General features: G+C 70.1%; 21 protein-coding genes and 2 tRNA genes. 18 read left to right on the forward strand and 5 right to left on the reverse strand.

All coding sequences use genetic code 11. The features are described 5' to 3' along the window. Positions 1-31 precede the first annotated feature (31 nt). Positions 32-1,501, reverse strand: coding sequence for an amino acid permease (locus tag IF28_RS0111800; protein ID WP_030217649.1), 1,470 nt, complete (start codon positions 1,499-1,501; stop codon positions 32-34). A 205-nt stretch (positions 1,502-1,706) separates the two neighbouring features. Here IF28_RS0111800 and IF28_RS0111805 point away from each other — a divergent pair, with 205 nt between their 5' ends. Next, positions 1,707-2,192 carry a ribose-5-phosphate isomerase gene (locus tag IF28_RS0111805; protein WP_030217652.1) on the forward strand — a complete coding sequence of 162 codons (486 nt, stop codon included), beginning with the start codon at positions 1,707-1,709 and terminating at the stop codon, positions 2,190-2,192. Between the two features lie 34 nt (positions 2,193-2,226). Further along, positions 2,227-3,048, forward strand: coding sequence for an Fpg/Nei family DNA glycosylase (locus tag IF28_RS0111810; protein WP_030217655.1), 822 nt, complete (start codon positions 2,227-2,229; stop codon positions 3,046-3,048). A gap of 4 nt (positions 3,049-3,052) precedes the next feature. Here the strand turns inward: IF28_RS0111810 and IF28_RS0111815 are convergent, their stop codons facing one another. Continuing rightward, positions 3,053-4,300 carry a GNAT family N-acetyltransferase gene (locus IF28_RS0111815; protein WP_051713716.1) on the reverse strand — a complete coding sequence of 416 codons (1,248 nt, stop codon included), beginning with the start codon at positions 4,298-4,300 and terminating at the stop codon, positions 3,053-3,055. Between the two features lie 163 nt (positions 4,301-4,463). Between IF28_RS0111815 and IF28_RS0111820 the strand changes: the two genes are divergently transcribed. Both IF28_RS0111820 and IF28_RS0111825 read left to right on the forward strand, forming a co-directional pair. Next, positions 4,464-5,642 (forward strand): PP2C family protein-serine/threonine phosphatase, encoded by a 1,179-nt coding sequence (locus tag IF28_RS0111820; RefSeq protein ID WP_030217660.1) that lies wholly within the window; start codon positions 4,464-4,466, stop codon positions 5,640-5,642. An 18-nt stretch (positions 5,643-5,660) separates the two neighbouring features. Next, positions 5,661-6,134, forward strand: coding sequence for an HD domain-containing protein (locus tag IF28_RS0111825; RefSeq protein ID WP_030217663.1), 474 nt, complete (start codon positions 5,661-5,663; stop codon positions 6,132-6,134). A gap of 4 nt (positions 6,135-6,138) precedes the next feature. On the opposite strand, the gene IF28_RS0111830 is transcribed toward IF28_RS0111825, so the two are convergent. Continuing rightward, a complete protein-coding gene (locus IF28_RS0111830; protein ID WP_037893025.1) occupies positions 6,139-7,332 on the reverse strand; it encodes an acyltransferase family protein in 1,194 nt (397 codons plus the stop codon). 624 nt (positions 7,333-7,956) lie between these two features. On the opposite strand from IF28_RS0111830, the gene IF28_RS0111835 reads away from it, so the two are divergent. After that, positions 7,957-8,151, forward strand: a complete 195-nt coding sequence (locus IF28_RS0111835; RefSeq protein ID WP_030217669.1) for a hypothetical protein — start codon at positions 7,957-7,959, stop codon at positions 8,149-8,151. A 95-nt stretch (positions 8,152-8,246) separates the two neighbouring features. Here the strand turns inward: IF28_RS0111835 and IF28_RS0111840 are convergent. Next, a tRNA-Gly gene (locus IF28_RS0111840) sits at positions 8,247-8,317 on the reverse strand. 164 nt (positions 8,318-8,481) lie between these two features. On the opposite strand from IF28_RS0111840, the gene IF28_RS0111845 reads away from it, so the two are divergent. From IF28_RS0111845 to clpX, 5 genes are all read left to right on the forward strand, one after another. Beyond that, positions 8,482-8,558: transfer RNA gene (locus IF28_RS0111845), tRNA-Pro, on the forward strand. Positions 8,559-8,724: 166 nt separating this feature from the next. After that, entirely contained in the window at positions 8,725-10,101 is a 1,377-nt protein-coding gene (gene tig / locus IF28_RS0111850) for a trigger factor (protein WP_030217672.1), read from the forward strand. Positions 10,102-10,575: 474 nt separating this feature from the next. Continuing rightward, entirely contained in the window at positions 10,576-11,181 is a 606-nt protein-coding gene (locus IF28_RS0111855) for an ATP-dependent Clp protease proteolytic subunit (RefSeq protein WP_030217676.1), read from the forward strand. A gap of 113 nt (positions 11,182-11,294) precedes the next feature. Then, positions 11,295-11,987 (forward strand): ATP-dependent Clp protease proteolytic subunit, encoded by a 693-nt coding sequence (locus IF28_RS0111860; protein ID WP_030217679.1) that lies wholly within the window; start codon positions 11,295-11,297, stop codon positions 11,985-11,987. A 183-nt stretch (positions 11,988-12,170) separates the two neighbouring features. Next, the gene (clpX, locus tag IF28_RS0111865) at positions 12,171-13,457 is read left to right on the forward strand and encodes an ATP-dependent Clp protease ATP-binding subunit ClpX (protein ID WP_030217681.1); all 1,287 of its coding nucleotides are present in this window, start codon (positions 12,171-12,173) and stop codon (positions 13,455-13,457) included. 62 nt (positions 13,458-13,519) lie between these two features. Here clpX and IF28_RS0111870 read toward each other — a convergent pair whose 3' ends face one another. Continuing rightward, positions 13,520-14,497: a hypothetical protein gene (locus IF28_RS0111870; RefSeq protein WP_030217686.1), complete on the reverse strand. Its 978-nt coding sequence runs from the start codon at positions 14,495-14,497 to the stop codon at positions 13,520-13,522. A 137-nt stretch (positions 14,498-14,634) separates the two neighbouring features. Between IF28_RS0111870 and IF28_RS0111875 the strand changes: the two genes are divergently transcribed. The 8 genes from IF28_RS0111875 to mreD all read left to right on the forward strand — a co-directional run bounded on the left by IF28_RS0111875 (position 14,635) and on the right by mreD (position 24,004). Next, positions 14,635-17,286: a valine--tRNA ligase gene (locus tag IF28_RS0111875; RefSeq protein ID WP_030217689.1), complete on the forward strand. Its 2,652-nt coding sequence runs from the start codon at positions 14,635-14,637 to the stop codon at positions 17,284-17,286. 130 nt (positions 17,287-17,416) lie between these two features. Continuing rightward, positions 17,417-18,460, forward strand: coding sequence for an acyltransferase family protein (locus IF28_RS0111880; protein ID WP_030217693.1), 1,044 nt, complete (start codon positions 17,417-17,419; stop codon positions 18,458-18,460). 43 nt (positions 18,461-18,503) lie between these two features. Further along, positions 18,504-20,024, forward strand: a complete 1,521-nt coding sequence (folC, locus tag IF28_RS0111885) for a bifunctional tetrahydrofolate synthase/dihydrofolate synthase (RefSeq protein WP_030217696.1) — start codon at positions 18,504-18,506, stop codon at positions 20,022-20,024. 6 nt (positions 20,025-20,030) lie between these two features. After that, complete coding sequence (locus IF28_RS0111890; protein WP_030217699.1) at positions 20,031-20,381, forward strand: DUF4233 domain-containing protein; 351 nt, start codon at positions 20,031-20,033, stop codon at positions 20,379-20,381. A gap of 65 nt (positions 20,382-20,446) precedes the next feature. After that, positions 20,447-20,860, forward strand: coding sequence for a nucleoside-diphosphate kinase (ndk, locus tag IF28_RS0111895; RefSeq protein ID WP_030217700.1), 414 nt, complete (start codon positions 20,447-20,449; stop codon positions 20,858-20,860). 304 nt (positions 20,861-21,164) lie between these two features. After that, positions 21,165-22,184, forward strand: a complete 1,020-nt coding sequence (locus IF28_RS0111900) for a rod shape-determining protein (RefSeq protein WP_004001297.1) — start codon at positions 21,165-21,167, stop codon at positions 22,182-22,184. Positions 22,185-22,380: 196 nt separating this feature from the next. After that, positions 22,381-23,322: a rod shape-determining protein MreC gene (gene mreC / locus IF28_RS0111905; protein WP_030217707.1), complete on the forward strand. Its 942-nt coding sequence runs from the start codon at positions 22,381-22,383 to the stop codon at positions 23,320-23,322. Positions 23,323-23,335: 13 nt separating this feature from the next. Further along, positions 23,336-24,004, forward strand: a complete 669-nt coding sequence (mreD, locus tag IF28_RS0111910) for a rod shape-determining protein MreD (RefSeq protein ID WP_030217710.1) — start codon at positions 23,336-23,338, stop codon at positions 24,002-24,004. Positions 24,005-24,020: the final 16 nt, after the last annotated feature.

Consider the following 24,020-nt stretch of genomic DNA (forward strand, 5'->3'; position numbering starts at 1 on the left):
CCACGAGCCTCCTGCCGTATATACGAGTGCCTCAGCCGGCCGGGATCTCGTCCCGGTCCCGCGTCCCGCGGCCGGCCAGTCGCTGCTTGACGAGAGCGATGGCGAGCACGACGGCGGCGACCATCAGCGACAGCAGCATCGTCGTCCGCCCGTCGTGCTCCGTGTCGGTCAGCATGTAACCGAGCACGAACACGATCAGCGCGGCGCTGGCCCACGTCAGATACGGGTACAGCCACATCCGTACGACCAGCTTCTCCGGCGCCTCAGCCTGGATGATCTTCCGCATGCGCAGCTGCGAGAAGCAGATCACCAGCCATACGAACAGGGCGACGGCGCCGGAGGAGTTGACGAGGAAGAGGAAGACGGAGTCCGGGAACTTGTAGTTGAAGAACACGGCGACGAAGCCGAACACCACCGACGAGATGATCGCGGTCCGCGGCACGCCCCGCGCGGTGGTCCGGGCGAACGCCTTCGGCGCGTCCCCGCGCTGACCGAGCGAGAACGCCATCCGGGAGGCCGTGTAGAGCCCGGAGTTGAGACAGGACAGCACGGACGTCAGCACGATGAAGTTCATGATCTGGCCGGCGTGCGCGATACCGAGGGAGTCCAGGGCGGCGACGTAGGAGCCGTCCTCGGCGATCGACTCGCTGTCCCACGGCAGCAGACAGACCACGACGAAGATCGAGCCGAGGTAGAAGACGCCGATCCGCCAGATGATGCTGTTGGTCGCCTTGGTGACCGCGCGCTGCGGGTTCTCCGACTCACCGGCGGCCAGCGTGGCGATCTCGCTGCCCATGAAGGAGAAGACGACGAGCAGGATGCCGGTGAGGATCGCGCCGGCGCCGTGCGGCAGGAAGCCGCCGTGGTCGGTGAGGTTGGCCAGGCCCGCCTGGTCGGTGTCGGCGCCGGGCAGCATGCCGAAGACGGCGAGCCCGCCGATGACGATGAACGCGCCGATGGCGACGACCTTGATACCGGCGAACCAGAACTCGAACTCGCCGTAGGAGCCCACGGACACCAGGTTGGTGGCGGTCAGCACCACCATCACGATGAGCGCCCAGCCCCACTGGGGAACGGCCGGAATCCACCCTTCGAGGATCGCTGCTCCCGCGGTCGCCTCGACGGCGAGGACGACGACCCAGAAGAACCAGTAGAGCCAGCCGATGGTGAACCCGGCCCACGGACCGAGCGCGCGGTCGGCGTGCGCGGAGAACGAGCCGGACGTCGGGTTGGCCGCGGACATCTCACCGAGCATCCGCATCACCAGCACCACGAGCGTGCCGACGAGGGCGTACGACAGAAGGATGCCGGGGCCCGCGGTGGCGATGCCGGAGCTGGAGCCGACGAAGAGGCCGGCGCCGATGACACCACCGATGGCGATCATCGACAGATGGCGGTTCTTGAGTCCCGCCTGAAGCCCGGAACCGTGGGGACCGGTCGCGGAACCTCCCGGTTCTCCGGGGCCGCTTTCGGGTGTTTTCAGAGTCGGCTGCGACGTCATGGAGCGGTATTTCCTTTGCGCCGAGGGGGAGCTGCGCACCGTAGGGGTCTACGGGTCGGACCAGTGAAACGGAGGCGAACGGATTGCGGAACCTTCGAATCCATATCGTTACTTGAGCTTTCCCTGAGCTTCGGAGATTCTCCTCACTTTCATGGCATGCGCACCCCGCGCGCTTTCCCGGTGACCCGCGTGTCACACTCGGACCATGCGCGTGTATCTCGGCTCGGACCATGCGGGCTACGAACTCAAGAACCACCTCGTCGAGTGGCTCGAGGCGGCGGGGCACGAGCCCGTCGACTGCGGCCCGCACCTCTACGACGCCCAGGACGACTACCCGCCCTTCTGTCTGCGCGCCGCCGAGCGGACCGCCGCGGACGAGGGCGCCCTCGGCATCGTGATCGGCGGCTCCGGCAACGGAGAGCAGATCGCCGCCAACAAGGTCAAGGGCGTACGGGCGGCCCTGGCGTGGAGCGAGGAGACGGCCGCGCTCGGCCGCACGCACAACGACGCCAACGTGATCGCGCTGGGCGCCCGTATGCACTCCCGGGAAGAGGCGACCAGGTTCGCCGAGATCTTCCTCGGCACCCCCTTCTCCGGTGACGAGCGTCACATCCGCCGGATCGACATGCTCACCGGCTACGAGACCACGGGCGACCTCCCGCCCATCCCCGCGCACCACCCGCAGCGGTAACGGACGAAGAGAGCGGACGAGGGGGGACCGACCCGTGCCCGAGGGTCACACGATCCACCGGCTGGCCCAGGACTACGCCGCGGCCCTCCCGGCCGGTACCCCCCTCCGCGTCACCAGCCCCCAGGGCAAGTTCGCCGACGCCGCCGCCCTCCTCGACCGCACACCGCTGTACGCCACCGACGCCCACGGCAAGCACCTCTTCCTCGGCTTCGGCGCCCCCGAACCGGCCGAGTGGGTCCATATCCACCTCGGCCTCTTCGGCAAGGTCACCTTCGGCCCGGCCCCCGCGCCACCGCCCACGGACACCGTCCGGCTCCGCCTCGCCGGCGACCTGTCGTACGTCGATCTGCGCGGCCCCACCACCTGCGCCCTGATCACGGACGGCGAGAAACGGGCGGTCCACGACCGCCTCGGCCCCGACCCGCTCCGCCCGCACGCCGACCGGTCCCTCGCCTACCGCAGGATCAGCCGCAGCCGTACGTCGATCGCCGCGCTCCTCATGGACCAGAAGGTCATCGCGGGCGTCGGCAACGTCTACCGCGCCGAGGTCCTCTTCCGGCACGGCATCGACCCCTACCGCGCGGGCCGCGACATCACCCCGGCCGAATGGGACGCCCTCTGGGCCGACCTGGTCGCCCTGATGCGCGAGGGCGTGCGCCACAACCGCATCGACACCGTCCGCCCCGAACACACCCCGGAGGCGATGGGCCGCCCGCCGCGCGTCGACGACCACGGCGGCGAGGTGTACGTCTACCGCAGGGCGAACCTGCCCTGCCACATCTGCGGCGGCGAGATCCACACCGCCGGCCTCGCCGCCCGCAATCTGTTCTGGTGCCCCGGCTGCCAGCGCCGCTGAACCGTCAGAACCCGTGCGGCAGCCACGGCGCCGCGTCGCTCCCGAACGCCGGCGACGCCTCCGCCAGCGCACCCCGCCGCAGCTCGCCCACCCGGCCGGCCGCCGCGAGCGCCGTCAGACTCACCCCGCCCAGATACGCCGCGCCCAACTCCCGTACCGACAAGACGAGATCCGCCGCAACCTCGGTACGCTCGCAGGACGCGCCCTTGGCGTCGCCGCTCAGCCGCCAACGCCCCGTGTTCCAGGGGCAGAAGGCGTCCTCCACCTCGAACACCACGTCCACCGGCGTCCGGTAGGTCCGCGCCTGGAGCGCCGCCCCGACGTCGACCAGCCGTACATACAGCGAGTCCCGCACCTCCGGCCGGCAGCGGCGGATGTCCGACACCATGTACTGCCACGCCTCGTCGACCGGCCGGCCGCGCACCACCACCGTCGACGTCAGATCGACGCCGAACAGGAACCGCCACAGCGCCGCGTCCGCCGCCGGATCCAGCGCCGCCAGCGCGCTGACCACCACCGAGCCGTCGGGCCCGCCCGGCCCCCAGTCCGGCTTCACCCGGAACCGCGCGTACCCCACCGTCTCGCCGTCCCGCTCCGCGACCACGCACTGCAGCGGCGACGCCCCGTCCCGGCGGCTCTCCGGGTCGAGCAGCCCCAGCCGCTCCCAGCCGGGCCGCCGCGCCAGCATCCCCGGCCGCCCCGGCACCAGCCGGGCGTACACCGCCTCGCACGCGTCGAGCACCTCGGCGGGCGCCGCGTACCGCAGCCGTACGCCGTCCGTACCGGGCGGCACCGACAGACCCGTACGACCCGTGTCGATCTCGGCGTTCACATGGAACGTGGCCGCCCCGTACCCGAACCGGCCGTAGATCGCCGGCTCGGACGCCGTGAGCACCGCCAGCGGCTCGCCCCAGGACCGTACGTCGTCCAGCTGCCGCCGCATCATCGACGTCAGCACCCCGCGCCGGCGGTGCGTGGCGGCCACACCGACCATGGTGACGCCCGCGGCCCGCACCGACGCGCCCCCGGGCACGGTCAGCCCGAACGTGAACGCGCCCGCCGTACCGACCCAACCGCCGTCCCATACACCGAGGGAGCGGTCGACCTCGGTCAGCTCCCGGAACAGCTCCCGTTCCTCATCCGGCTCCGGGACCCCGCCGAAGGCACGGACAAGGCTTCCGTACCAGTCGTCCCACTCGTCCCGCCGCGGCACCCGCGGCCCGTTCACCCTGTCAACGCCGTTGTCGCCCATGGACCAATCCGTACCAGGACCGCACGGGACGGGCGAGGCAATTTCTCCCGGACGGCCCCAAGGCGGCGTTTCGTGAAGTTCACTGTGAAGTCCGTCCCGAACAAGGGGACAACCAGGACCTCCCGTGCCAAGCGGCCGGTCCGATGGATAGGGTCCCGAACTAATGGCAGCAGGACGAGAGCGGCGCGCGGAAGCCGACACGTTCACGGCCCGGTTGAAAAAGCAGTGGCACCGGGCCCGCGTCGGCATGCGCCGGGCCGCCGTCGACTACTTCCGCGGCGACGGCTCCGACTGGGTCGCACTCGCCGGACTGCTCCTCACCGTCCCGCTGATCGCGGCCGGGACACTCGCCGACTCCGTGTGGTGCGCGCCCTCCGCCCTCGTCATACCGATCGTCGCCGGCGGCCTGCTGCTGCGCCCGGCGAGCCTGCTCGGCCTGTACGCGGCCGCGGCGACCGCGCTGATCGTGGAATCGGTGCAGCTCGGCCCCTACACCGAGGGCGCCGCCCGGGTCACCCCGGGCGTGGTCCTCGTGGTCGCCGCCTGCGGCTCCTTCGGGCTGGTCGTCGCTCAGTTCCGCAGCCGCGTCGGCGTCCCCTGGCGGCGCGGCGGCACCATGCTGTTCGACCTGCGCGAACGCATCCGCGTCCAGAGCAAGCTGCCGAAACTCCCCAGCGGCTGGCACCGCGAGATGGCGCTGCGCCCGGCCGGCGGACAGTCCTTCTCGGGCGACTTCGTGGTCGCCGCCCGCACCAACGGCGGGCGCACCCTGGAGGTCGTCCTCACCGACGTCTCCGGCAAGGGCATGGACGCCGCCTCACGCGCCCTGCTGCTCTCCGGCGCCTTCGGCGGCCTCCTCGGCAGCCTCCCGCCGCACGCCTTCCTCCCCGCCGCCAACGGCTATCTGCTGCGCCAGGACTGGGACGAGGGCTTCGCCACCTCCATCCACCTGGTGCTCGACCTGGACTCCGGCGACTACGAGCTCTACTCCGCCGGACATCCGCCGGGCCTCCAGCTCAGCGCGGGCAGCGGCCGCTGGGAGGAGAAGGCCGCCGACGGCCCGCTGCTCGGCGTGTACGACGGCGCCCAGTTCGACTCCGTGAAGGGCTCGCTGCGCCCCGGCGACGTGCTGATGCTGTTCACGGACGGTCTGGTGGAGACCTCCGACCGGGACATCGTGGAGGGCATCGACCGGCTCACCGGCGAGGCCGACCGCTATGTCGCCGGCGGCTTCCACGGCGCCGCCTGGCATCTCATCGAGGCCGTCGCCAAGGACGTCAACGACGACCGGGCGCTGCTGCTGATCTGCCGTGAGGGACCGACCGCCGCGGCGTCCCGCTGACCCGTGCACACTGGGCGGGTGACCGAGACGACACCACTCACCCTGGCCGGCATCGAGGCCACCGCCCGCGCGGCGCACGCCGGCCAGACGGACAAGGCGGGCCGGCCCTACGCCGAACACCTCCGCGCCGTGGCCGAGGGGGTACGGGCTCGCGGCGGCGACGAGGAACAGATCGCCGCGGCCTGGCTGCACGACGCCGTCGAGGACGACAGGCTGTCGGCGCGCTGGCTGGAGGAGGCGGCGCTCACCCGGCGCACCAAGGACATCGTCCTCGCCGTCACCAAACGCTCCGGGGAGCCGCCCGAGGCCTACGCGGCCCGCATCCTCGCCACCCCCGGCGCGCTGCTGGTGAAGGAGGCGGACCTGGCACACAACGCCGACCCGGCCCGTCTCGCCGCGCTGGACGGGCCCACGGGGAGACGACTGACCGAGAAGTACGCGCGGATGCGCGCACTCCTCGGTCTCGCTCCGGGAGAAGAACGGGTCGGGTGACCGGTTACACGGAGACTTTCTCGCTCGGCGTACGCGCCTCGGCGTCCGTCCGCCGCTCGCGGCCGTGGGCCGTATCGCCCGCGTCCTGCCGGAAGGCCCACGCCATCCTCGGCTCCACCACGCACCGCAGGGCCCGCTGTACGGGTTTGGTGCACAGCACCGTGACGGCGGCGGCCGCGAGGACGGTCAGCCCGATCGCGCCGAGCGGCTCCTCGAACACCGGGTCGTGGAACCAGCCCGCGTAGCCGCCCGCCTTCACCAGGAAGGCGTGCAGCAGATAGCCGTAGATCGTGCCCGCGCCGAGCGAGGTGAACCACATGTGCCGGCGCGGCACCCAGGCGAAGAAACAGGCGGTCAGCAGCAGCGAGCAGCCGATCGTCGCGAACACCATGACCGGGCCCGTCCACCACGGCGCGCCCAGCTCCTGGGCGGCCCTGTTGTGGTAGAGCCAGCCGAGCTTCATGCGCGGCATCGACCACCAGGCGACGGCGGCCGCCGCGGCCAGCACCGGCAGGGACATCAGCCGCACCGAGCGCCGCTGCACCCGCTGGAAGTGCTCGGGCCGCAGCGTCAGGCCCAGCACGAAGAACGGCAGGAACTGCAGCACCCGCTGGAGCTCCAGGTCGTCACCGATCTGCGGCGACACCGAGCCGAGAGCGGCGAGGACCAGCGAGACCGCCACCGGATGACGGACCGTCTTCCACATCGGGGTGGTCAGCCGCCAGATGACCAGCGCGCACAGGAACCACAGGTGATACGTGGGGTCCAGCAGCGTGATGCCGTACTCCGGGTCGTCGTTCCCGTAGCGCTGGAACAGGGAGTACGCCGTCTCGAAGACGACATAGGGGACGATCACCCCGGTGATCAGCCGCTTCACATGCTTGGGGCGCAGATCGAAACTGCGGGAGAAGTAGCCGGAGATCAGGATGAACGCCGGCATGTGGAACGTGTACACGACGCGGTACGCGGTCTCCACCGCCCCGTCGTCCAGGATCTGCCCCCAGGCGTGACCGACGGCCACCAGCACGATCGCCAGGTACTTGGCGTTGTCGAAGAACGCGTCGCGCTGTTTGCCGGGCGGCGCCGTCCGGTCGCTCTCCTTGCTCTCGGCGCGTGGGCTCGGCACTCCGTCCGCCGGCGACTGCGCCGGGGGAAGCGGCCTCCTTCGGTTGCCGTACGGTCGCTGCGAGTTCGTCACAGACCCTCCCGACAGGAACTCGGGGAGATGATCGGTGGGCTCGCTGCGCTTGCGGGGGACGAGGCAGCGTGGAACATCTGAGGCACCCTAGCGTTGTCCGTGGGATTTCGTAAAACACCGACGTCGTTAGCGGATATCCCGCTCGGGTACCCCGGATCCGGGAATGTGTGCGGGCGTGCTTCGTGATGGACAACACACTGTGCGGGGGGCGGGGTTGGGTGTCGCGTGCGCCGTTTTTTTCGTGACAGTACCGGACAGAACCATGCATAGAGATGACGGACCACTCAGGTGAAATGCCTCGCTTCGGGTCATTCTTCCCGAACCGCTCCCGGGCCTGTCGGGACGCCCGCGGCGCCAATTCGAATTACCTGCGAACGCGTTGTGTGGAGACGGAAACGATCCGTTTCAATTCCTTGCGCGGGTGTTGTTTCGAATTGCCGTGCGATACGGCGCTGTTGGCCTGTGGGGGCGGCCGTGCGCGGGACGAGCCGGCCGCGCCGGCGCGGACGATGTGTCAGCGGCCGCATAGGGGAGCCCGGTTGGTGGCACGATGGTTCTGGCGGGGTGCGCGGGGTCGCGTCGCCCGGGCCGGGGAAGCGGAACCGACCGAGGGTGTGATCAGTTGTGGCCATTTCACTGTCTGTGGTGCTGCTGTTGGCGATCATCCTGGTGGTGCTGCTCAGAGGCGGCTCCATCAAGGCCGGACCGGCGGTCGTCGCTGTCCTCTTCGGCTTCTTCCTCGCCTCCACCGGCATGGCCGACGACATCCAGCGGTTCCTGGACTCGATAGCCGAAATGATCAACTCGATCAGCTTCTGACCCCGCCAGGCCCCGCCCCGGACGGCAACGGCCCACGGAAACGCCCGGGGCCGGGCCGGAGGGTGATCCCTCCGGCCCGGCCCCGGGCGGTACAGAGCGGGCGACGGGAATCGAACCCGCGTAGCTAGTTTGGAAGACTAGGGCTCTACCATTGAGCTACGCCCGCATGCGTCGCGCCGCGCGTCGGTGACCGCGGCACTGACAGGCATCGTAGCGGGTCGTAGGCCTTCGCCGCACACCCCGTTTCCGGCCCGCCCCGGCGCCGCACCGCGCCCGCGAAACGCGGCGGCCGTCGCGGCCGGGGACATGTACCCTACGTGTCGCACCAGACGGGGTGTGGCGCAGCTTGGTAGCGCGTCCGCTTTGGGAGCGGAAGGCCGTGGGTTCAAATCCCGCCACCCCGACCAGCCACCTGCCGTTGTGCCGGTGATCGCCTTTTGGGCGCCGTAGCCGCTGCCGTTACTATGCAAACTGCGCGCCCTGTGTGTCTCTGACAGTCCTCCGGGCGGCGAAATCGGCCGGACCTCTCTGGTCCCGGCAGTACCGAGAAGTCAGCCACAAGGAGACCGAACCGTGAAGAGCGCCGTGGAGACCCTGAACCCGACCCGGGTTCGGCTCACTGTCGAGGTGCCCTTCGAGGAGCTCAAGGACAGCCTCGACGCGGCGTACAAGAAGATCAACCAGCAGGTCACGGTGAAGGGCTTCCGCAAGGGCAAGGTCCCGGCCCGGGTCATCGACCAGCGGTTCGGCCGCGGTGCGGTGCTGGAGGAGGCCGTCAACGACGCCCTCCCGAAGTTCTACACCGACGCGGTCAACGAGGCCGAGCTGAACCCGCTCGGCCAGCCCGAGGTCGACATCACGGAGCTGAAGGACGGCGAGACGCTGAACTTCACCGCCGAGGTCGACATCCGCCCCTCCATCGAGATCCCGGACTACTCCGGCATCGAGGTCGAGGTCGACGCCGTCGAGGTCACCGACGAGGACGTCGAGAAGTCGGTCGAGCAGCTCCGCGAGCGCTTCGCCTCCACCTCCCCGGTGGAGCGTGCCGCCGCCGACGGTGACGTCGTCACCATCGACCTGGAGGCCAAGGTCGACGGTGAGATCCTGGAGGACGGCGTCGCGAGCGGCGTCTCCTACACCATCGGCTCCGGCGAGCTGCTGGACGGCATCGATGACGCCGTGACGGGCCTGGAGGCCGGTGGCGAGGCCACCTTCACCTCCGAGCTCAAGGGCGGCTCGGCGGCCGGCAAGGAGGCCGAGGTCACCGTCAAGGTCTCCCAGGTCGCCGCCCGTGAGCTGCCCGAGCTGGACGACGAGTTCGCCCAGCTCGCCTCCGAGTTCGACACCCTCGAGGAGCTGAAGGCGGACAGCCGTAAGCGCCTGGAGAACATGAAGCAGTACGACCAGGCCACGCAGGCCCAGGAGCGCGTCCTGGAGAAGCTGCTCGAGCTGGTCGAGGTCCCGGTCCCCGAGAAGCTGCTCGAGGACGAGATCAACACCCGTAAGCACAACCTCGAGCACCACCAGCTCGGCCAGATGGGCCTCGACCTCGCGAAGTACCTGGAGATCCAGGGCAAGACCGAGGAGGAGTTCGAGACCGAGACCCGCGAGTCCGCGGTCAAGGGCATCAAGACCCAGTTCGTGCTCGACGAGCTCGTCAAGCAGGAGAAGCTCAACGTCAACCAGGAGGAGCTCACCGAGCACCTCATGCGGCGCGCGGCCTCCTCCGGCATGTCCCCCGACCAGTTCGCCCAGGCCGTCGTCGAGCAGGGCCAGGTCCCGCTCCTCGTCGGCGAGGTCGCCCGCGGCAAGGCGCTGGCCGCCGTGGTCGAGAAGTCCACGGTCAAGGACACCAACGGCGAGATCGTCGACCTCGAGGACGAGGACGAGGAGGAGACGGCCGAGGCGGAGACCGCCGAGACCGCCCCCGAGGAGAAGCCCGAGGCCTGACCCTCACCGCTCCACCTGCGACGGGCCCCCGGACGACCAGTCCCGGGGGCCCGTCGGCCGTACGGCGGCCGGTGGGGGTTGTCCGCGCCCCCGAGGTGGGCTGCGTCCACGTTTGGCCGGGAAGCACCCGCGTTGCGCAACACGCGGCACATCTCCGCCGGACGCGGATGCGGCCCACCCGGGGCGCGGGGCCGTATCGACATGCGGCTCGGCCGCGACGGGCGCGACCGGCCCCCACCGGCGCGCGGCCGTGTACGGGACCCGTACCCCCGCCGGAACGGCGGACCCCCGTCCCCGCCGAGCGCTACGCCCCCGGCGAACACCCCGGTTACCGGGATTCCCCGGCGGAGCCCCCGCGTTAGGGTCCATGAATACCAGGGGACGCGAGTCACCGATAACGCTCCAGTCCCACAGGGAAACGTGAGACGGCCCGGCGCCGTCGTAAGACGAGCAGGTGGATACGTGACGAATCTGATGCCCTCAGCCGCCGGCGAGCCCTCCATCGGTGGTGGCCTCGGCGACCAGGTCTACAACCGGCTGCTCGGCGAGCGGATCATCTTCCTCGGCCAGCCGGTCGACGACGACATTGCCAACAAGATCACCGCACAGCTGCTGCTCCTTGCCGCCGACCCGGACAAGGACATCTACCTGTACATCAACAGCCCCGGCGGCTCGATCACGGCCGGCATGGCGATCTACGACACCATGCAGTTCATCAAGAACGACGTGGTGACGATCGCGATGGGCCTGGCGGCCTCCATGGGCCAGTTCCTGCTGAGCGCCGGCACCCCCGGCAAGCGCTTCGCGCTGCCGAACGCCGAGATCCTGATCCACCAGCCGTCCGCCGGCCTCGCCGGCTCGGCCTCGGACATCAAGATCCACGCCGAGCGGCTGCTGCACACCAAGAAGCGCATGGCGGAGCTGACGTCCCAGCACACCGGCCAGTCGGTCGAGCAGATCACCCGCGACTCCGACCGCGACCGCTGGTTCGACGCCTTCGAGGCCAAGGAGTACGGCCTCATCGACGACGTGATCCCCACGGCCGCCGGCATGCCGGGCGGAGGCGGCACCGGGGCCTGAGCGGCCGTACGGGAGCCCCCGTGGCCCCGCACCGGCCCCCGGACCCCTCCGCAGGGCCCGGAACACGCCCCAGCAGCCCCAGCCGACCGCCTCAGCCCCTTTCAGGAGACACCGTGAACGACTTCCCCGGCAGCGGCCTGTACGACCGCACGCCCGCCGCCTCCGAGGGCCGTTACACCGGCCCCTCGGCCGAGTCCCGCTACGTCATCCCGCGCTTCGTCGAGCGCACCTCCCAGGGCATCCGCGAGTACGACCCGTACGCGAAGCTCTTCGAGGAGCGGGTGATCTTCCTCGGCGTCCAGATCGACGACGCCTCCGCCAACGACGTCATGGCGCAGCTGCTGTGCCTGGAGTCGATGGACCCCGACCGTGACATCTCGATCTACATCAACAGCCCCGGCGGCTCCTTCACCGCGCTCACGGCGATCTACGACACGATGCAGTACGTGAAGCCGGACATCCAGACGGTCTGCATGGGCCAGGCCGCCTCCGCCGCCGCCGTCCTGCTGGCCGCCGGTACGCCCGGCAAGCGCATGGCCCTGCCGAACGCGCGCGTGCTGATCCACCAGCCGTACAGCGAGACCGGCCGCGGTCAGGTCTCCGACCTGGAGATCGCCGCCAACGAGATCCTGCGGATGCGCAGCCAGCTGGAGGAGATGCTGGCCAAGCACTCCACCCGCCCGCTGGACAAGATCCGCGAGGACATCGAGCGCGACAAGATCCTCACGGCCGAGGACGCGCTGGAGTACGGCCTGGTCGACCAGATCATCACCACCCGGAAGATGGACAACTCCAGCCTGCGCTGACGCGAGGCGGGGGTGTAACGTCTGCCGCCCCTTGGCACGGTTTGGCACGGTCCACGTCAAAGTGAACCGTGCCAAGGGGGGCCCGAACGGGGGGCCAGGCAAGGTACCGTCGGACATAAGGCAGCACCAGGAGTCGCTGGACGTTGACGTCCAGGTGGCTCCCAGGCGAAGGGGAAGCACACCGTGGCACGCATCGGTGACGGCGGCGATCTGCTCAAGTGCTCGTTCTGCGGCAAGAGCCAGAAGCAGGTCAAGAAGCTCATCGCAGGGCCCGGTGTCTACATCTGCGACGAGTGCATCGATCTCTGCAACGAGATCATCGAGGAAGAGCTCGCCGAGACCAGTGAGGTCCGCTGGGAGGAGCTGCCCAAGCCCCGCGAGATCTACGAGTTCCTCGAGGGGTACGTGGTGGGGCAGGAGTCGGCCAAGAAAGCCCTCTCCGTCGCCGTGTACAACCACTACAAGCGCGTCCAGGCCGGTGAGAACGGCGGCGCCCAGGGCCGTGAGGACGCCATCGAACTGGCGAAGTCGAACATCCTGCTGCTGGGCCCCACGGGCTCCGGCAAGACCCTCCTCGCCCAGACCCTCGCCCGCATGCTGAACGTCCCGTTCGCGATCGCCGACGCCACGGCGCTCACGGAGGCGGGCTACGTCGGCGAGGACGTCGAGAACATCCTGCTGAAGCTGATCCAGGCGGCCGACTACGACGTCAAGAAGGCCGAGACCGGGATCATCTACATCGACGAGATCGACAAAGTCGCCCGCAAGAGTGAAAACCCGTCGATCACCCGTGACGTCAGCGGTGAGGGCGTGCAGCAGGCCCTGCTGAAGATCCTCGAGGGCACCACGGCCTCCGTGCCGCCGCAGGGCGGCCGCAAGCACCCGCACCAGGAGTTCATCCAGATCGACACGACGAACGTGCTGTTCATCGTGGGCGGCGCCTTCGCCGGACTGGAGAAGATCATCGAGGGCCGGGCCGGCGCCAAGGGCATCGGCTTCGGCGCGACGATCCGCTCCAAGCGGGAGATGGAGAACAAGGACCAGTTCGAGCAGGTCATGCCCGAGGACCTGGTCAAGTTCGGCATGATCCCCGAGTTCATCGGCCGGCTCCCCGTCATCACCAGCGTCCACAACCTGGACCGCGAGGCCCTCCTCCAGATCCTGGTCGAGCCGCGTAACGCGCTGGTGAAGCAGTACCAGCGGCTGTTCGAACTCGACGGTGTGGAGCTGGACTTCGAGCGCGAGGCGCTGGAGGCCATCGCCGACCAGGCCATCCTCCGCCAGACCGGCGCGCGCGGTCTGCGCGCCATCATGGAGGAGGTCCTCCAGGGCGTGATGTACGAGGTCCCGTCCCGCAAGGACGTCGCCCGCGTCGTCATCACGGCCGACGTGGTCCTCTCCAACGTCAACCCGACCCTGATCCCGCGCGACGCCCGCGGCCGCGGCTCGGGCGAGCAGAAGACGGCGTAACCCCGGACACGCGGAAGGGGCCCCGGTCGACGACCGGGGCCCCTTCCGCGTATCCGTGCGGGTCAGACCTTCGCGCGGATCTCCTTGCGGAGCTTCGTGGTGAGGTCGACCGCGGTGTCCTTGGCGACGCCCGTGCCGTTGTTGTCACCGGGGGAGACCATGGCGACCGTGCTGTAGTCGGCCCAGGCGCAGAACCAGTCGGTCGACTCCTTCTTGGTGAGCCCGTTGACGGCCTTCGTCGACTGGCACTTGGCGACGGCGCCGTCGATCTCGACCTCCTCGGGCTCGCCGACCAGCTCGACGTTCTGCATACCGCCGCTGCTGCTGGTCGAGCCCTCCTTGACTTCCTTCTGGATGTTCGCGAAGAACTTGTCGAGCGTCGACTGCGGTTCGGCGATCTTGCCGTAACCGCCCACCATCGTCATCCCCTTGGCCTTCAGCAGCTCGGCCTGGTCGGGGAGCGTGGACGGGTCGTTGGGGTCGAAGTTGCTCAAGTCGGCGGTGGACCACTGTCCGATGACACTGACGCCGTTCTTGATGCCGCTCTTCTCCATGTCCTTCGCGTTGTCGGCGTCGTCCTTCACCTGGGCCTCGCCGGCCCGCGTGTACTCGCCGAGCACCGTCGTCGGCGTGGTCAGCTTGTGCGCGCCGTCGTCCTCCAGGCCGCCCGCGCCGCCGCCTCCGCCGATGACGAAGTACGCGCCCACGCCGATGGCCGCGACGACCGCGACCGCGCCGATGATGATGCCGGCCTTCTTGCCGCCGCCACCGGACGCCGGGGGCTGGCCCGGCACACCGTAGCCGGGCTGGCCGTAGGGCGGCTGCTGACCGTACGGCTGCTGCGGCGGGACACCCGGCTGGCCCTGCTGCGGGTAGCCGTATCCGGGCTGGCCGGGCTGACCGGGCTGGCCCGGCTGCTGGGGGTAGCCGTAGCCGGGCTGCGGAGCCTGCGGCTGCTGGCCGTAAGGTCCCTGCTGGCCGTACGGCCCGGGCTGCTGGGGCTGCTGCCCGCCGTACGGGCCCGGCTGGTTGTAACTCATGACTGGGTTCCCCTCCAGATGCTTATGCGTTGCTGACATCCTGACTCAGAGGAGAACGGTTCAGGCCAGTGGGGGTCGCACCGTTACAGAGGAATCGCGTTTCGGTACAGGGCCGTGACGCCTCTAAACTGAGTCCCGTGACCGAGAACGCTCAGCAGGAGCCACCAGCGCCCAACACCGAACTGCCGACCCAGTACGCGCCGGCCGATGTAGAGGGGCCGCTGTACGAGCGCTGGGTAGAGCGCGGTTACTTCGAGGCGGACGCGAAGAGCGAGAAGCCGCCGTTCACCGTCGTCATCCCGCCGCCGAACGTCACGGGCAGCCTGCACCTCGGGCACGCCTTCGAGCACACGCTCATCGACGCCCTGACCCGCCGCAAGCGGATGCAGGGCTTCGAGACGCTGTGGCAGCCCGGCATGGACCACGCCGGCATCGCCACGCAGAACGTGGTCGAGCGGGAGCTCGCCAAGGAGGGCAAGTCCCGCCACGACCTCGGCCGGGAGGCGTTCGTCGACCGGGTCTGGCAGTGGAAGGGCGAGTCCGGCGGGCAGATCTCCGGCCAGATGCGCCGCCTCGGCGACGGCGTCGCCTGGTCCCGCGAGCGCTTCACGATGGACGAGGGCCTCTCCCAGGCCGTCCAGACCATCTTCAAGCGGCTCTACGACGACGAGCTGATCTACCGCGCCGAGCGCATCATCAACTGGTGCCCGCGCTGTCTGACCGCGATCTCCGACATCGAGGTCAACTACCAGGAGGAGGACGGCGAGCTCGTCTCCATGAAGTACGGCGAGGGGGACGACACCATCGTCGTCGCCACCACCCGCGCGGAGACGATGCTCGGTGACACGGCCGTCGCCGTCCACCCCGGGGACGAGCGCTACAAGCACCTCGTCGGCAGGCTCGTCAAGCTGCCGCTGACCGACCGCTCCATCCCGGTCGTCGCGGACGAGCACGTCGACCCCGAGTTCGGCACGGGTGCCGTCAAGGTGACCCCGGCGCACGACCCGAACGACTTCGAGATCGGCCGCCGGCACGACCTGCCCGCCATCACCGTCATGGACGAGCACGCCGTCATCACCGCCCACGGCCCCTTCCAGGGCCTGGACCGGCTCGAGGCCCGCTCCGCCATCGTCGCCGCGCTGCGCGCCGAGGGCCGGATCGTCGCCGAGAAGCGGCCCTACGTCCACAGCGTCGGCCACTGCTCCCGCTGCAGGACCACCATCGAGCCGCGGCTGTCCATGCAGTGGTGGGTCAAGGTCGGCCCGCTGGCGAAGGCGGCCGGCGACGCGGTCCGCGAGGGCAAGGTCAAGATCCATCCGCAGGAGATGGAGAAGCGCTACTTCGACTGGGTCGACAACCTCCACGACTGGTGCATCTCGCGCCAGTTGTGGTGGGGCCACCGCATCCCCGTCTGGTACGGGCCGAACGGCGAGGTCGTCTGCGTCGGCCCCGACGACGAGGCCCCGGCCGGCGAGGGCTGGCACCAGGACACCGACGTCCTCGACACCTGGTTCTCCTCGGGCCTGTGGCCGTTCTCCACGCTCGGCTGGCCCGAACAGACCGAGTCGCTCGCGAAGTTCTACCCGAACTCCGTCCTGGTCACCGGCTACGACATCCTCTTCTTCTGGGTCGCCCGGATGATGATGTTCGGCCTGTACGCGATGGACGGCACCCCGCCGTTCCACACCATCGCCCTGCACGGCATGGTCCGCGACCAGTTCGGCAAGAAGATGTCGAAGTCCTTCGGCAACGCGGTCAACCCGCTGGACTGGATGGACAAGTACGGCAGCGACGCGCTCCGCTTCACCCTCGCCCGCGGCGCCAACCCGGGCGTCGACGTCCCGATCGGCGAGGACTGGGTCCAGGGCTCCCGCAACTTCGCCAACAAGATCTGGAACGCCACCCGTTTCGCGCTGATGAACGGCGCCACGGTCGAGGGTCCGTTGCCGGACGCCGCGAGGATGTCCTCCACCGACCGCTGGATCCTGTCCCGGCTGAATTCCGTGGTCGCCGAAGTCGACGCGTACTACGACGACTTCCAGTTCGCCAAGCTGTCCGACGCGCTGTTCCACTTCGCCTGGGACGAGGTCTTCGACTGGTACGTCGAGCTCTCCAAGACGACGTTCCAGGCGGGCGGCGAGCCGGCCGAGGTCAGCAAGCGGGTCCTCGGCGAGGTTCTCGACGTCACGCTCAGGCTCCTCCACCCGGTCGTCCCCTTCGTCACGGAGACGCTGTGGACGACGCTCACCGGCGGCGAGTCCGTCGTCGTCGCCGACTGGCCGGCCGCTGTGTCCGTTCCCGGTGCCGACGCACCGGGCGGCTTCCGGGACGCGGACGCGGAGCGGGAGATCGGGACGCTGCAGTCCGTCATCACCGAGGTCCGCCGCTTCCGCGCCGACCAGGGCCTCCAGCCCGGCCAGCGGGTCCCGGCCCGGCTGACCCTCGACGGTACGGCGCTCGCCCCGCACGAGCCGGCCGTCCGGCAGCTGCTGCGCCTCCAGCCGGAGGGCGACTCCTTCACCGCGACGGCGACCCTGCCGGTCGCCGGTGTCGAGGTCGCGCTGGACCTGTCCGGCGTGATCGACGTCGCGGCGGAGCGCAAGCGCCTCGCCAAGGACCTCGCGGCCGCCGAGAAGGAGAAGGCCCAGGCCACGGCCAAGCTCGGCAACGAGGCGTTCCTGGCGAAGGCCCCGGACCACGTGGTCGACAAGATCCGCACCCGGCTGGCCAAGGCGGAGGACGACATCATCCGCATCAAGGCCCAGCTGGACCGCCTGCCGGAAGCCTGACACCCCGGCCAGGACACCGAACGGCCCCCGACCCTTGCGGTCGGGGGCCGTTCACGTTCCGGTAACCCGCCCGAGGAAGCCTGCGGCTCTGTCCATCGCACAGCCCCACGCCGTCAGGAGCACCCCCACGATGCCCCGCCCCGCCGCCGCGCCGCCCACCGGACCGACAGCCAAGGACGGACCCGGCCGCGAGCGGCGGTACGACGTCGACCTGCTGCGGGTCGTCTGCACCGCCGCCGTCGTCCTGGTGCACGCCGCCGCCGAGTTCACCGACGCCGGCCACCGCACCACCGGCATCCTCGGCGACTCGGCCGGACGGTTCGCCGTACCCGTGTTCTTCGCGATGGCGGGCTGGGCGGCCCTCGTCGGCTCACCCGTGCGCGGCGACGCCCAGCTCCTCACCCGCCTCGGCCGGATCCTGCGGCCGATGGCGGTGTGGACGGTGCTCTACCTCCTGTGGCAGTACGCGGCCGGGCCGAGCTTCGAGGACGGTGCCGCCCGGGAAGCGGCAAATGCCCTGTCCGGCTCCGTGGAGGCCGCCTTCCACCTCTGGTACCTCTACATCTACGTCCCCCTCCTCCTGCTCCTGGGCGTCGCCGTGCTCGTCGTGCGACGGCGCCCCGCGCCCCGCAGGTCGCTGATCCTGCTCACCGCGTTCGCCGTCGCCCCGGCGGCCGCCGGGGACCTGAAGACCCTCACCGGGCTGCCGCTGCCCGCCTGGAACTGGAGCGTGTCGCTGTACGCGCTCGGGTACGCGCTGGCGGGCGCCGCGCTGCTGGCCGCCCGGCGACCGGGCCCGCGCGGGCTGTGGATCGCGGGCGCCGCCGCCGGCCTCGTCGCCCTCACCGTGTACCAGTTCACCGTCCGGCACCCCGCCGCGTACGGCAGCGCGGCGGTGGCCGCCGTGACCTTCGCCGTGGTCGGCGCGACGGCCGGGGTACGGGTGCCGGAGCGGGCACGGGCGGTGCTGCGACGGCTGTCGGACGCCTCGTTCGGGACCTACCTCGTGCATCTGCTGCTGGTGATGCTGCTGGTCAGGCCCGCCGCACAGCACGTCTCGCACGGCATCGCGGCACCCCTCGCGCTCGCCGTGACCGCGGCGGCCGCCGTCGTGCTGTCCTTCGCCGCGAGCGTCCTGTGGGGCCGGCTCGGGATGCGGCGGTGGCTCGGCTGACCGGGCAGACGGCACCCCGCGGGCCGCCCGTAGACTGGGCACCGTGAGCGAGCGCCCAGAATCACCAGGTCCCGACCCGGACGACACCTTCGACGACTTCACGGAGCTCGTCGAGGAGGAGACCCGCCGTGATCCCGACCTCGCGGTGATCGAGGCGGGCAGCCGCACCCTGCGCACCCAGGGCGGCCCGCCCCAGGCCGACGTACCCGCGCGGCCCGAGGACCCCGAGGTCGACAAGGCGCTGCGCGAGGTCGAGGCGGAGCTCGCCGGCCGGTGGGGCGAGACCAAGCTCGAGCCCTCGGTCACCCGTATCGCCGCCCTGATGGACGTCCTGGGCGAGCCGCAGCGCTCGTACCCCTCGATCCACATCACCGGCACCAACGGCAAGACCTCCACCGCCCGCATGATCGAGGCCCTGCTCGGCGCCTTCGAACTGCGCACCGGGCGGTACACCTCGCCGCACGTCCAGTCGGTCACCGAGCGGATCAGCCTCGACGGCGCCCCGGTCTCCCCCGAGCGGTTCATCGAGACGTACCAGGACATCAAGCCGTACATCGAGATGGTCGACTCCCGCGAGGAGTACCGGCTGTCCTTCTTCGAGGTGCTGACCGGCATGGCGTACGCCGCCTTCGCCGACGCGCCCGTGGACGTGGCGGTCGTCGAGGTCGGCATGGGCGGCAGCTGGGACGCCACCAACGTGATCGACGGCGGCGTCGCCGTGGTGACACCCATCGACCTCGACCACACCGACCGGCTCGGCGGCACGCCCGGCGAGATCGCCGGCGAGAAGGCCGGCATCATCAAGCAGGACGCGACGGTGATCATGGCGCAGCAGCCGGTGGACGCCGCGCAGGTGCTGCTGAAGAAGGCCGTCGAGGTGGACGCCACGGTGGCCCGCGAGGGCCTGGAGTTCGGCGTCGTCGCCCGGCAGGTCGCCGTCGGCGGCCAGCTGGTGACACTGCGCGGGCTCGGCGGTGAGTACCCCGAGGTGTATCTGCCGCTGCACGGCGAGCACCAGGCGCACAACGCGGCCGTGGCGCTCGCCGCCGTGGAGGCGTTCTTCGGCGTGGGCGCGCAGCGTGCCCGGCTGCTCGACGTCGACACCGTGCGCAAGGCGTTCGCCGCCGTCGCCTCCCCGGGCCGGCTGGAGGTCGTACGGCGTTCCCCGACCGTCGTCCTGGACGCCGCCCACAACCCGGCGGGCGCGCGGGCCGCGGCCGCCGCGATCGGCGAGGCGTTCCAGTTCAGCCGGCTCATCGGCGTGGTCGGCGCGAGCGGCGACAAGAACGTACGCGGGCTGCTGGAGGCGTTCGAGCCGGTCTTCGCCGAGATCGTCGTCACCCAGAACTCCAGCCACCGCGCGATGGACGCCGACGAGCTGGCGGCCGTCGCCGTCGAGGTGTTCGGCGAGGACCGCGTCCAGGTCGAGCCCCGGCTGCCCGACGCCCTGGAGGCCGCGATCACGCTGGCCGAGGAGGAGGGCGAGTTCGCCGGCGGCGGTGTGCTCGTCACCGGTTCCGTCATCACCGTCGGCGAGGCCCGACTGCTTCTGGGGAGGGGCTGAGATCCCGTGCGTACGCTCTGCGCGTCGACCCTGATCGGCGAGTTCTTCGTCATCGGTTTCGCCGGACTGGTCGCGATGAAGGACGCGGACCTGTCCTCCGGCACCGTGTGGACGGTCTGCGGCATCGCGATGTTCCTGTGCGTGGCCCTGTGCGGCGTGATCACGCGCGCCGGCGGGGTGGCCTTCGGCTGGGCGCTGCAGATCGCCCTGATCGCCTCCGGTGTCTTCGTCCCGGCGATGTACTTCATGGGCGTGGTCTTCGCACTGCTGTGGTGGGCGTCGGTGCACTTCGGGCGGAAGGTGGACGAAGCGAAGGCGCGGTTCGCGGCGCAGGCGGGCCGGCCTGACGCTGCGTGACAGGTGTCCCGACACGCCCGGTAACCTCGTCCTACCGCACAACTTCACGTACAAGGAGCACCTCCGTGACCCAGCGCACCCTCGTCCTGCTCAAGCCCGACGCCGTACGCCGTGGCCTGACCGGCGAGATCATCGGCCGTATCGAGCGCAAGGCCGGCTGGCGGATCGTGGCGCTGGAACTGCGCACCCTGGACCAGGACACGTTGGAGCAGCACTACGGCGAGCACAAGGGCAAGCCCTTCTACGAGCCGCTGGTGGAGTTCATGGCGTCCGGCCCGGTCGTCGCGCTGATCGTCGAGGGTGAGCGGGTCATCGAGGGAGTGCGGCAGCTGGCCGGTCCCACGGACCCGATCGCCGCCGCGCCCGGCTCGATCCGCGGCGACTTCGGTGTGATCGTCCGGGAGAACCTGATCCACGCCTCCGACTCCGAGGAGTCCGCCGAGCGCGAGGTGAAGATCTTCTTCCCCGGTCACGCCTGATCCCGCGCATAACGATCACGTCGCGTCCGCATTCAGCGGGTTTGCCGTATGCCGGACGGTCTGGGGGCTTTGCCCCCGGACCTTTTTTGGCATATGCGCGGCGTTCGGGGGAACGGATGCCCCCGATGGACCGTCTCCACAAGCAGGCGCGCACGCCATCTGATGACAATGGCGAAGACCCTCGCACGGTGTTCGCGAAGGCGCGTCTACGATGGAACCCTTCACGTCACCGCACCCACCTCGCCGTCCTGAAAAGCCCTCAAAAGCCCGTGGGACGGCCAGTCGAATCCTGATGGGGAACTCAATGTCGTTCATCGGCCGTGACATGGCTGTCGACCTCGGGACCGCCAACACGCTGGTGTACGTCAGGGGTCGTGGGATCGTACTCAACGAGCCGTCCGTCGTCGCGATCAACACCAACACCGGTGGCATCCTCGCGGTCGGTGCCGAAGCGAAGAAGATGATCGGACGCACCCCCGGCAACATCGTCGCCGTGCGTCCGCTGAAGGACGGCGTGATCGCCGACTTCGAGATCACCGAGCGGATGCTCCGCTACTTCATCCTGAAGATCCACAAGCGGCGGTATCTGGCCCGTCCGCGGGTCGTCGTCTGTGTGCCCTCGGGCATCACCGGCGTCGAGCGCCGCGCCGTGATCGAGGCGTCCTCCCAGGCCGGCGCCCGTCAGGTGCACATCATCGAGGAGCCCATGGCCGCCGCCATCGGCTCGGGGCTGCCGGTCCACGAGGCCACCGGCAACATGGTGGTGGACATCGGCGGCGGCACCACGGAGGTCGCGGTCATCTCCCTCGGCGGCATCGTCACCGCGCAGTCCATCCGGGTCGCGGGCGACGAGCTGGACAACGCGATCATCCAGCACATCAAGAAGGAGTACTCGCTCCTGCTGGGTGAGCGGACGGCGGAACAGATCAAGATCACGATCGGTTCGGCGTACGACCTCGACTCCGACGAACACACCGAGATCCGCGGCCGGGACCTGGTGTCCGGGCTGCCGAAGACCGTCGTGATCTCCGCCGCCGAAGTGCGCAAGGCGATCGAGGAGCCGGTCAACGCGATCGTGGACGCCGTCAAGACGACCCTCGACAAGTGCCCGCCGGAGCTGTCCGGCGACATCATGGACCGGGGCATCGTCCTGACCGGCGGCGGAGCCCTGCTGCGCGGGCTCGACGAGCGGCTGCGCCGGGAGACGGGCATGCCGATCCACATCGCGGAGGACCCGCTGGACAGCGTGGCCCTCGGCTCCGGCAAGTGCGTCGAGGAGTTCGAGGCGCTGCAGCAGGTGCTGGACGCCCAGCCGCGCAGATGACACCACTCTTCGACTCCGCCGTACGGGACGGTCTTCTCCCGTACGGCGGATCGTTGATATAGAGGCATAAACTCCCCCACAACGCCTCGGAACACCGCAATCGACCTCGGAGCACCGACTCCGACATCGCGTCATACAGCTGAACAGACCCCCCACCTCATACCCGTTCTCGACGAGGAAGGCACGGCCGCCGCACGTGAGGGACACACGAGAGAGCCGGCTGCTCCTGGTGCTGCTGATCGCCATCGCGTTCGCACTGATCACGGTGGACATCCGTGGCGGGGAGGATTCACCGGTCGACGGTGCCCGGCGGGCGGCAGCGACCGTCTTCGGCCCGATCGAGAACGGCGTGTCCGGCGCGGTCGACCCGATCGGCAACGCCGTGACCGCCGTCCGGGAGTCCGGCGACCGGCACGACCGGCTCGCCGAACTGGAGCGGGAGAACGCCGCGCTCAAGGCCGAACTCGGCAGCGACGACCGCGGCCGCAGCCGCCTCAAGCAGCTCGACAAACTGCTGAAGGTCTCCGGCCAGGGTCAGTACGGCATCAAGGGCGCCCAGGTCATCGCCATAGGAGCGGCCCAGGGCTTCTCCTGGACCATCACCATCGACGCCGGCTCGGACGACGGCATACAGCGTGACATGACCGTCCTCAACGGCGACGGACTCGTCGGCCGCGTCACCACCGTCGGCCCGACCACCGCCACCGTCCTCCTCGCCAGCGACCCCGACTTCACCGTCGGCACCCGCATGGAGGGCAGCGACGAGCTCGGCTTCGCCGCCGGCCAGGGCGACCGGCCGCTGCGCGTCGAACTCCTCAACGGCAAGGCCGAGATCAAGAAGGGCGACCGGCTCGTCACCTTCGGCTCGCAGGCCGACAAGCCCTTCGTGCCCGGTGTGCCCGTCGGCGTCGTCTCCCGCGTCGACCCCTCCGGCGGCGACCTCACCCGCACCGTCTACGTCACGCCGTACGTCGCCTTCAGCAAGCTCGACGTCGTCGGCGTCGTCGTCCAGGCCCCCGGCAAGGACCCGCGCGACACGGTGCTGCCGAAGAAGCCGCAGCCGACCCCCACCCCGACCGTGACGGTGACCGTCACACCCTCCGCCCCTGCCGACGGCCTGAACCAGCAAGAGCAGTAGGAGCTGTCACCCCATGCGCGTCAACCGGATCCTGCTCTCCAGCTCGCTGATCGTCGTCGCCCTGGTGATCCAGGTGAGCGTCCTCGCCCGCCTCCACCTGCCCGGCGCCGTCCCCGACCTGCTGCTGCTCACCGTCCTCGGCCTCGCCCTCGTCTACGGCCATGTCGGCGGCGCCCTCGTCGGCTTCGCCGCCGGACTCCTCGTCGACCTCGCCCCGCCCGCCGACCACGCCGCCGGACGCTACGCCCTCGTGCTGTGCGTCATCGGCTACCTCGCCGGACTCGTCAAACCCGAGAGCGGCCAGGTCAGATCGGCCACCGGCCCGATGGCCGTGGTCGTCGCCGCCGCCGTCGGCTCCACCCTGCTCTACGCCGGCGTCGGCGCCCTCGTCGGCGACACCGCCGCCCGCCATGTCGGCCTGAGCGGACTGCTGTTCACCGCCGCCCTGTACGACCTGCTGCTCGCCCCCTTCGTCGTCCCCGCCGTGATGGCCCTCGCCCGCCGCGCCGAGAACGACCCGCTCGCCGAGACGAGCCCCGGCAAGTCCGGCGACATCGCCTCCGGCTGGCTCTCCGGCGGCACCGGACTGCGCATCGGCGGACAGCGCAACGGACTGCGCGTCAAGGCGGCCCGCGCCCGGGTGGCCCGCGCCGGACGCATCAAGGGGGTCAAGCGCCTGTGAACCCGCCCGACTTCAC

Source organism: Streptomyces sp. NRRL WC-3626 (assembly GCF_000718785.1).
Lineage (GTDB): Bacteria > Actinomycetota > Actinomycetes > Streptomycetales > Streptomycetaceae > Streptomyces > Streptomyces edwardsiae.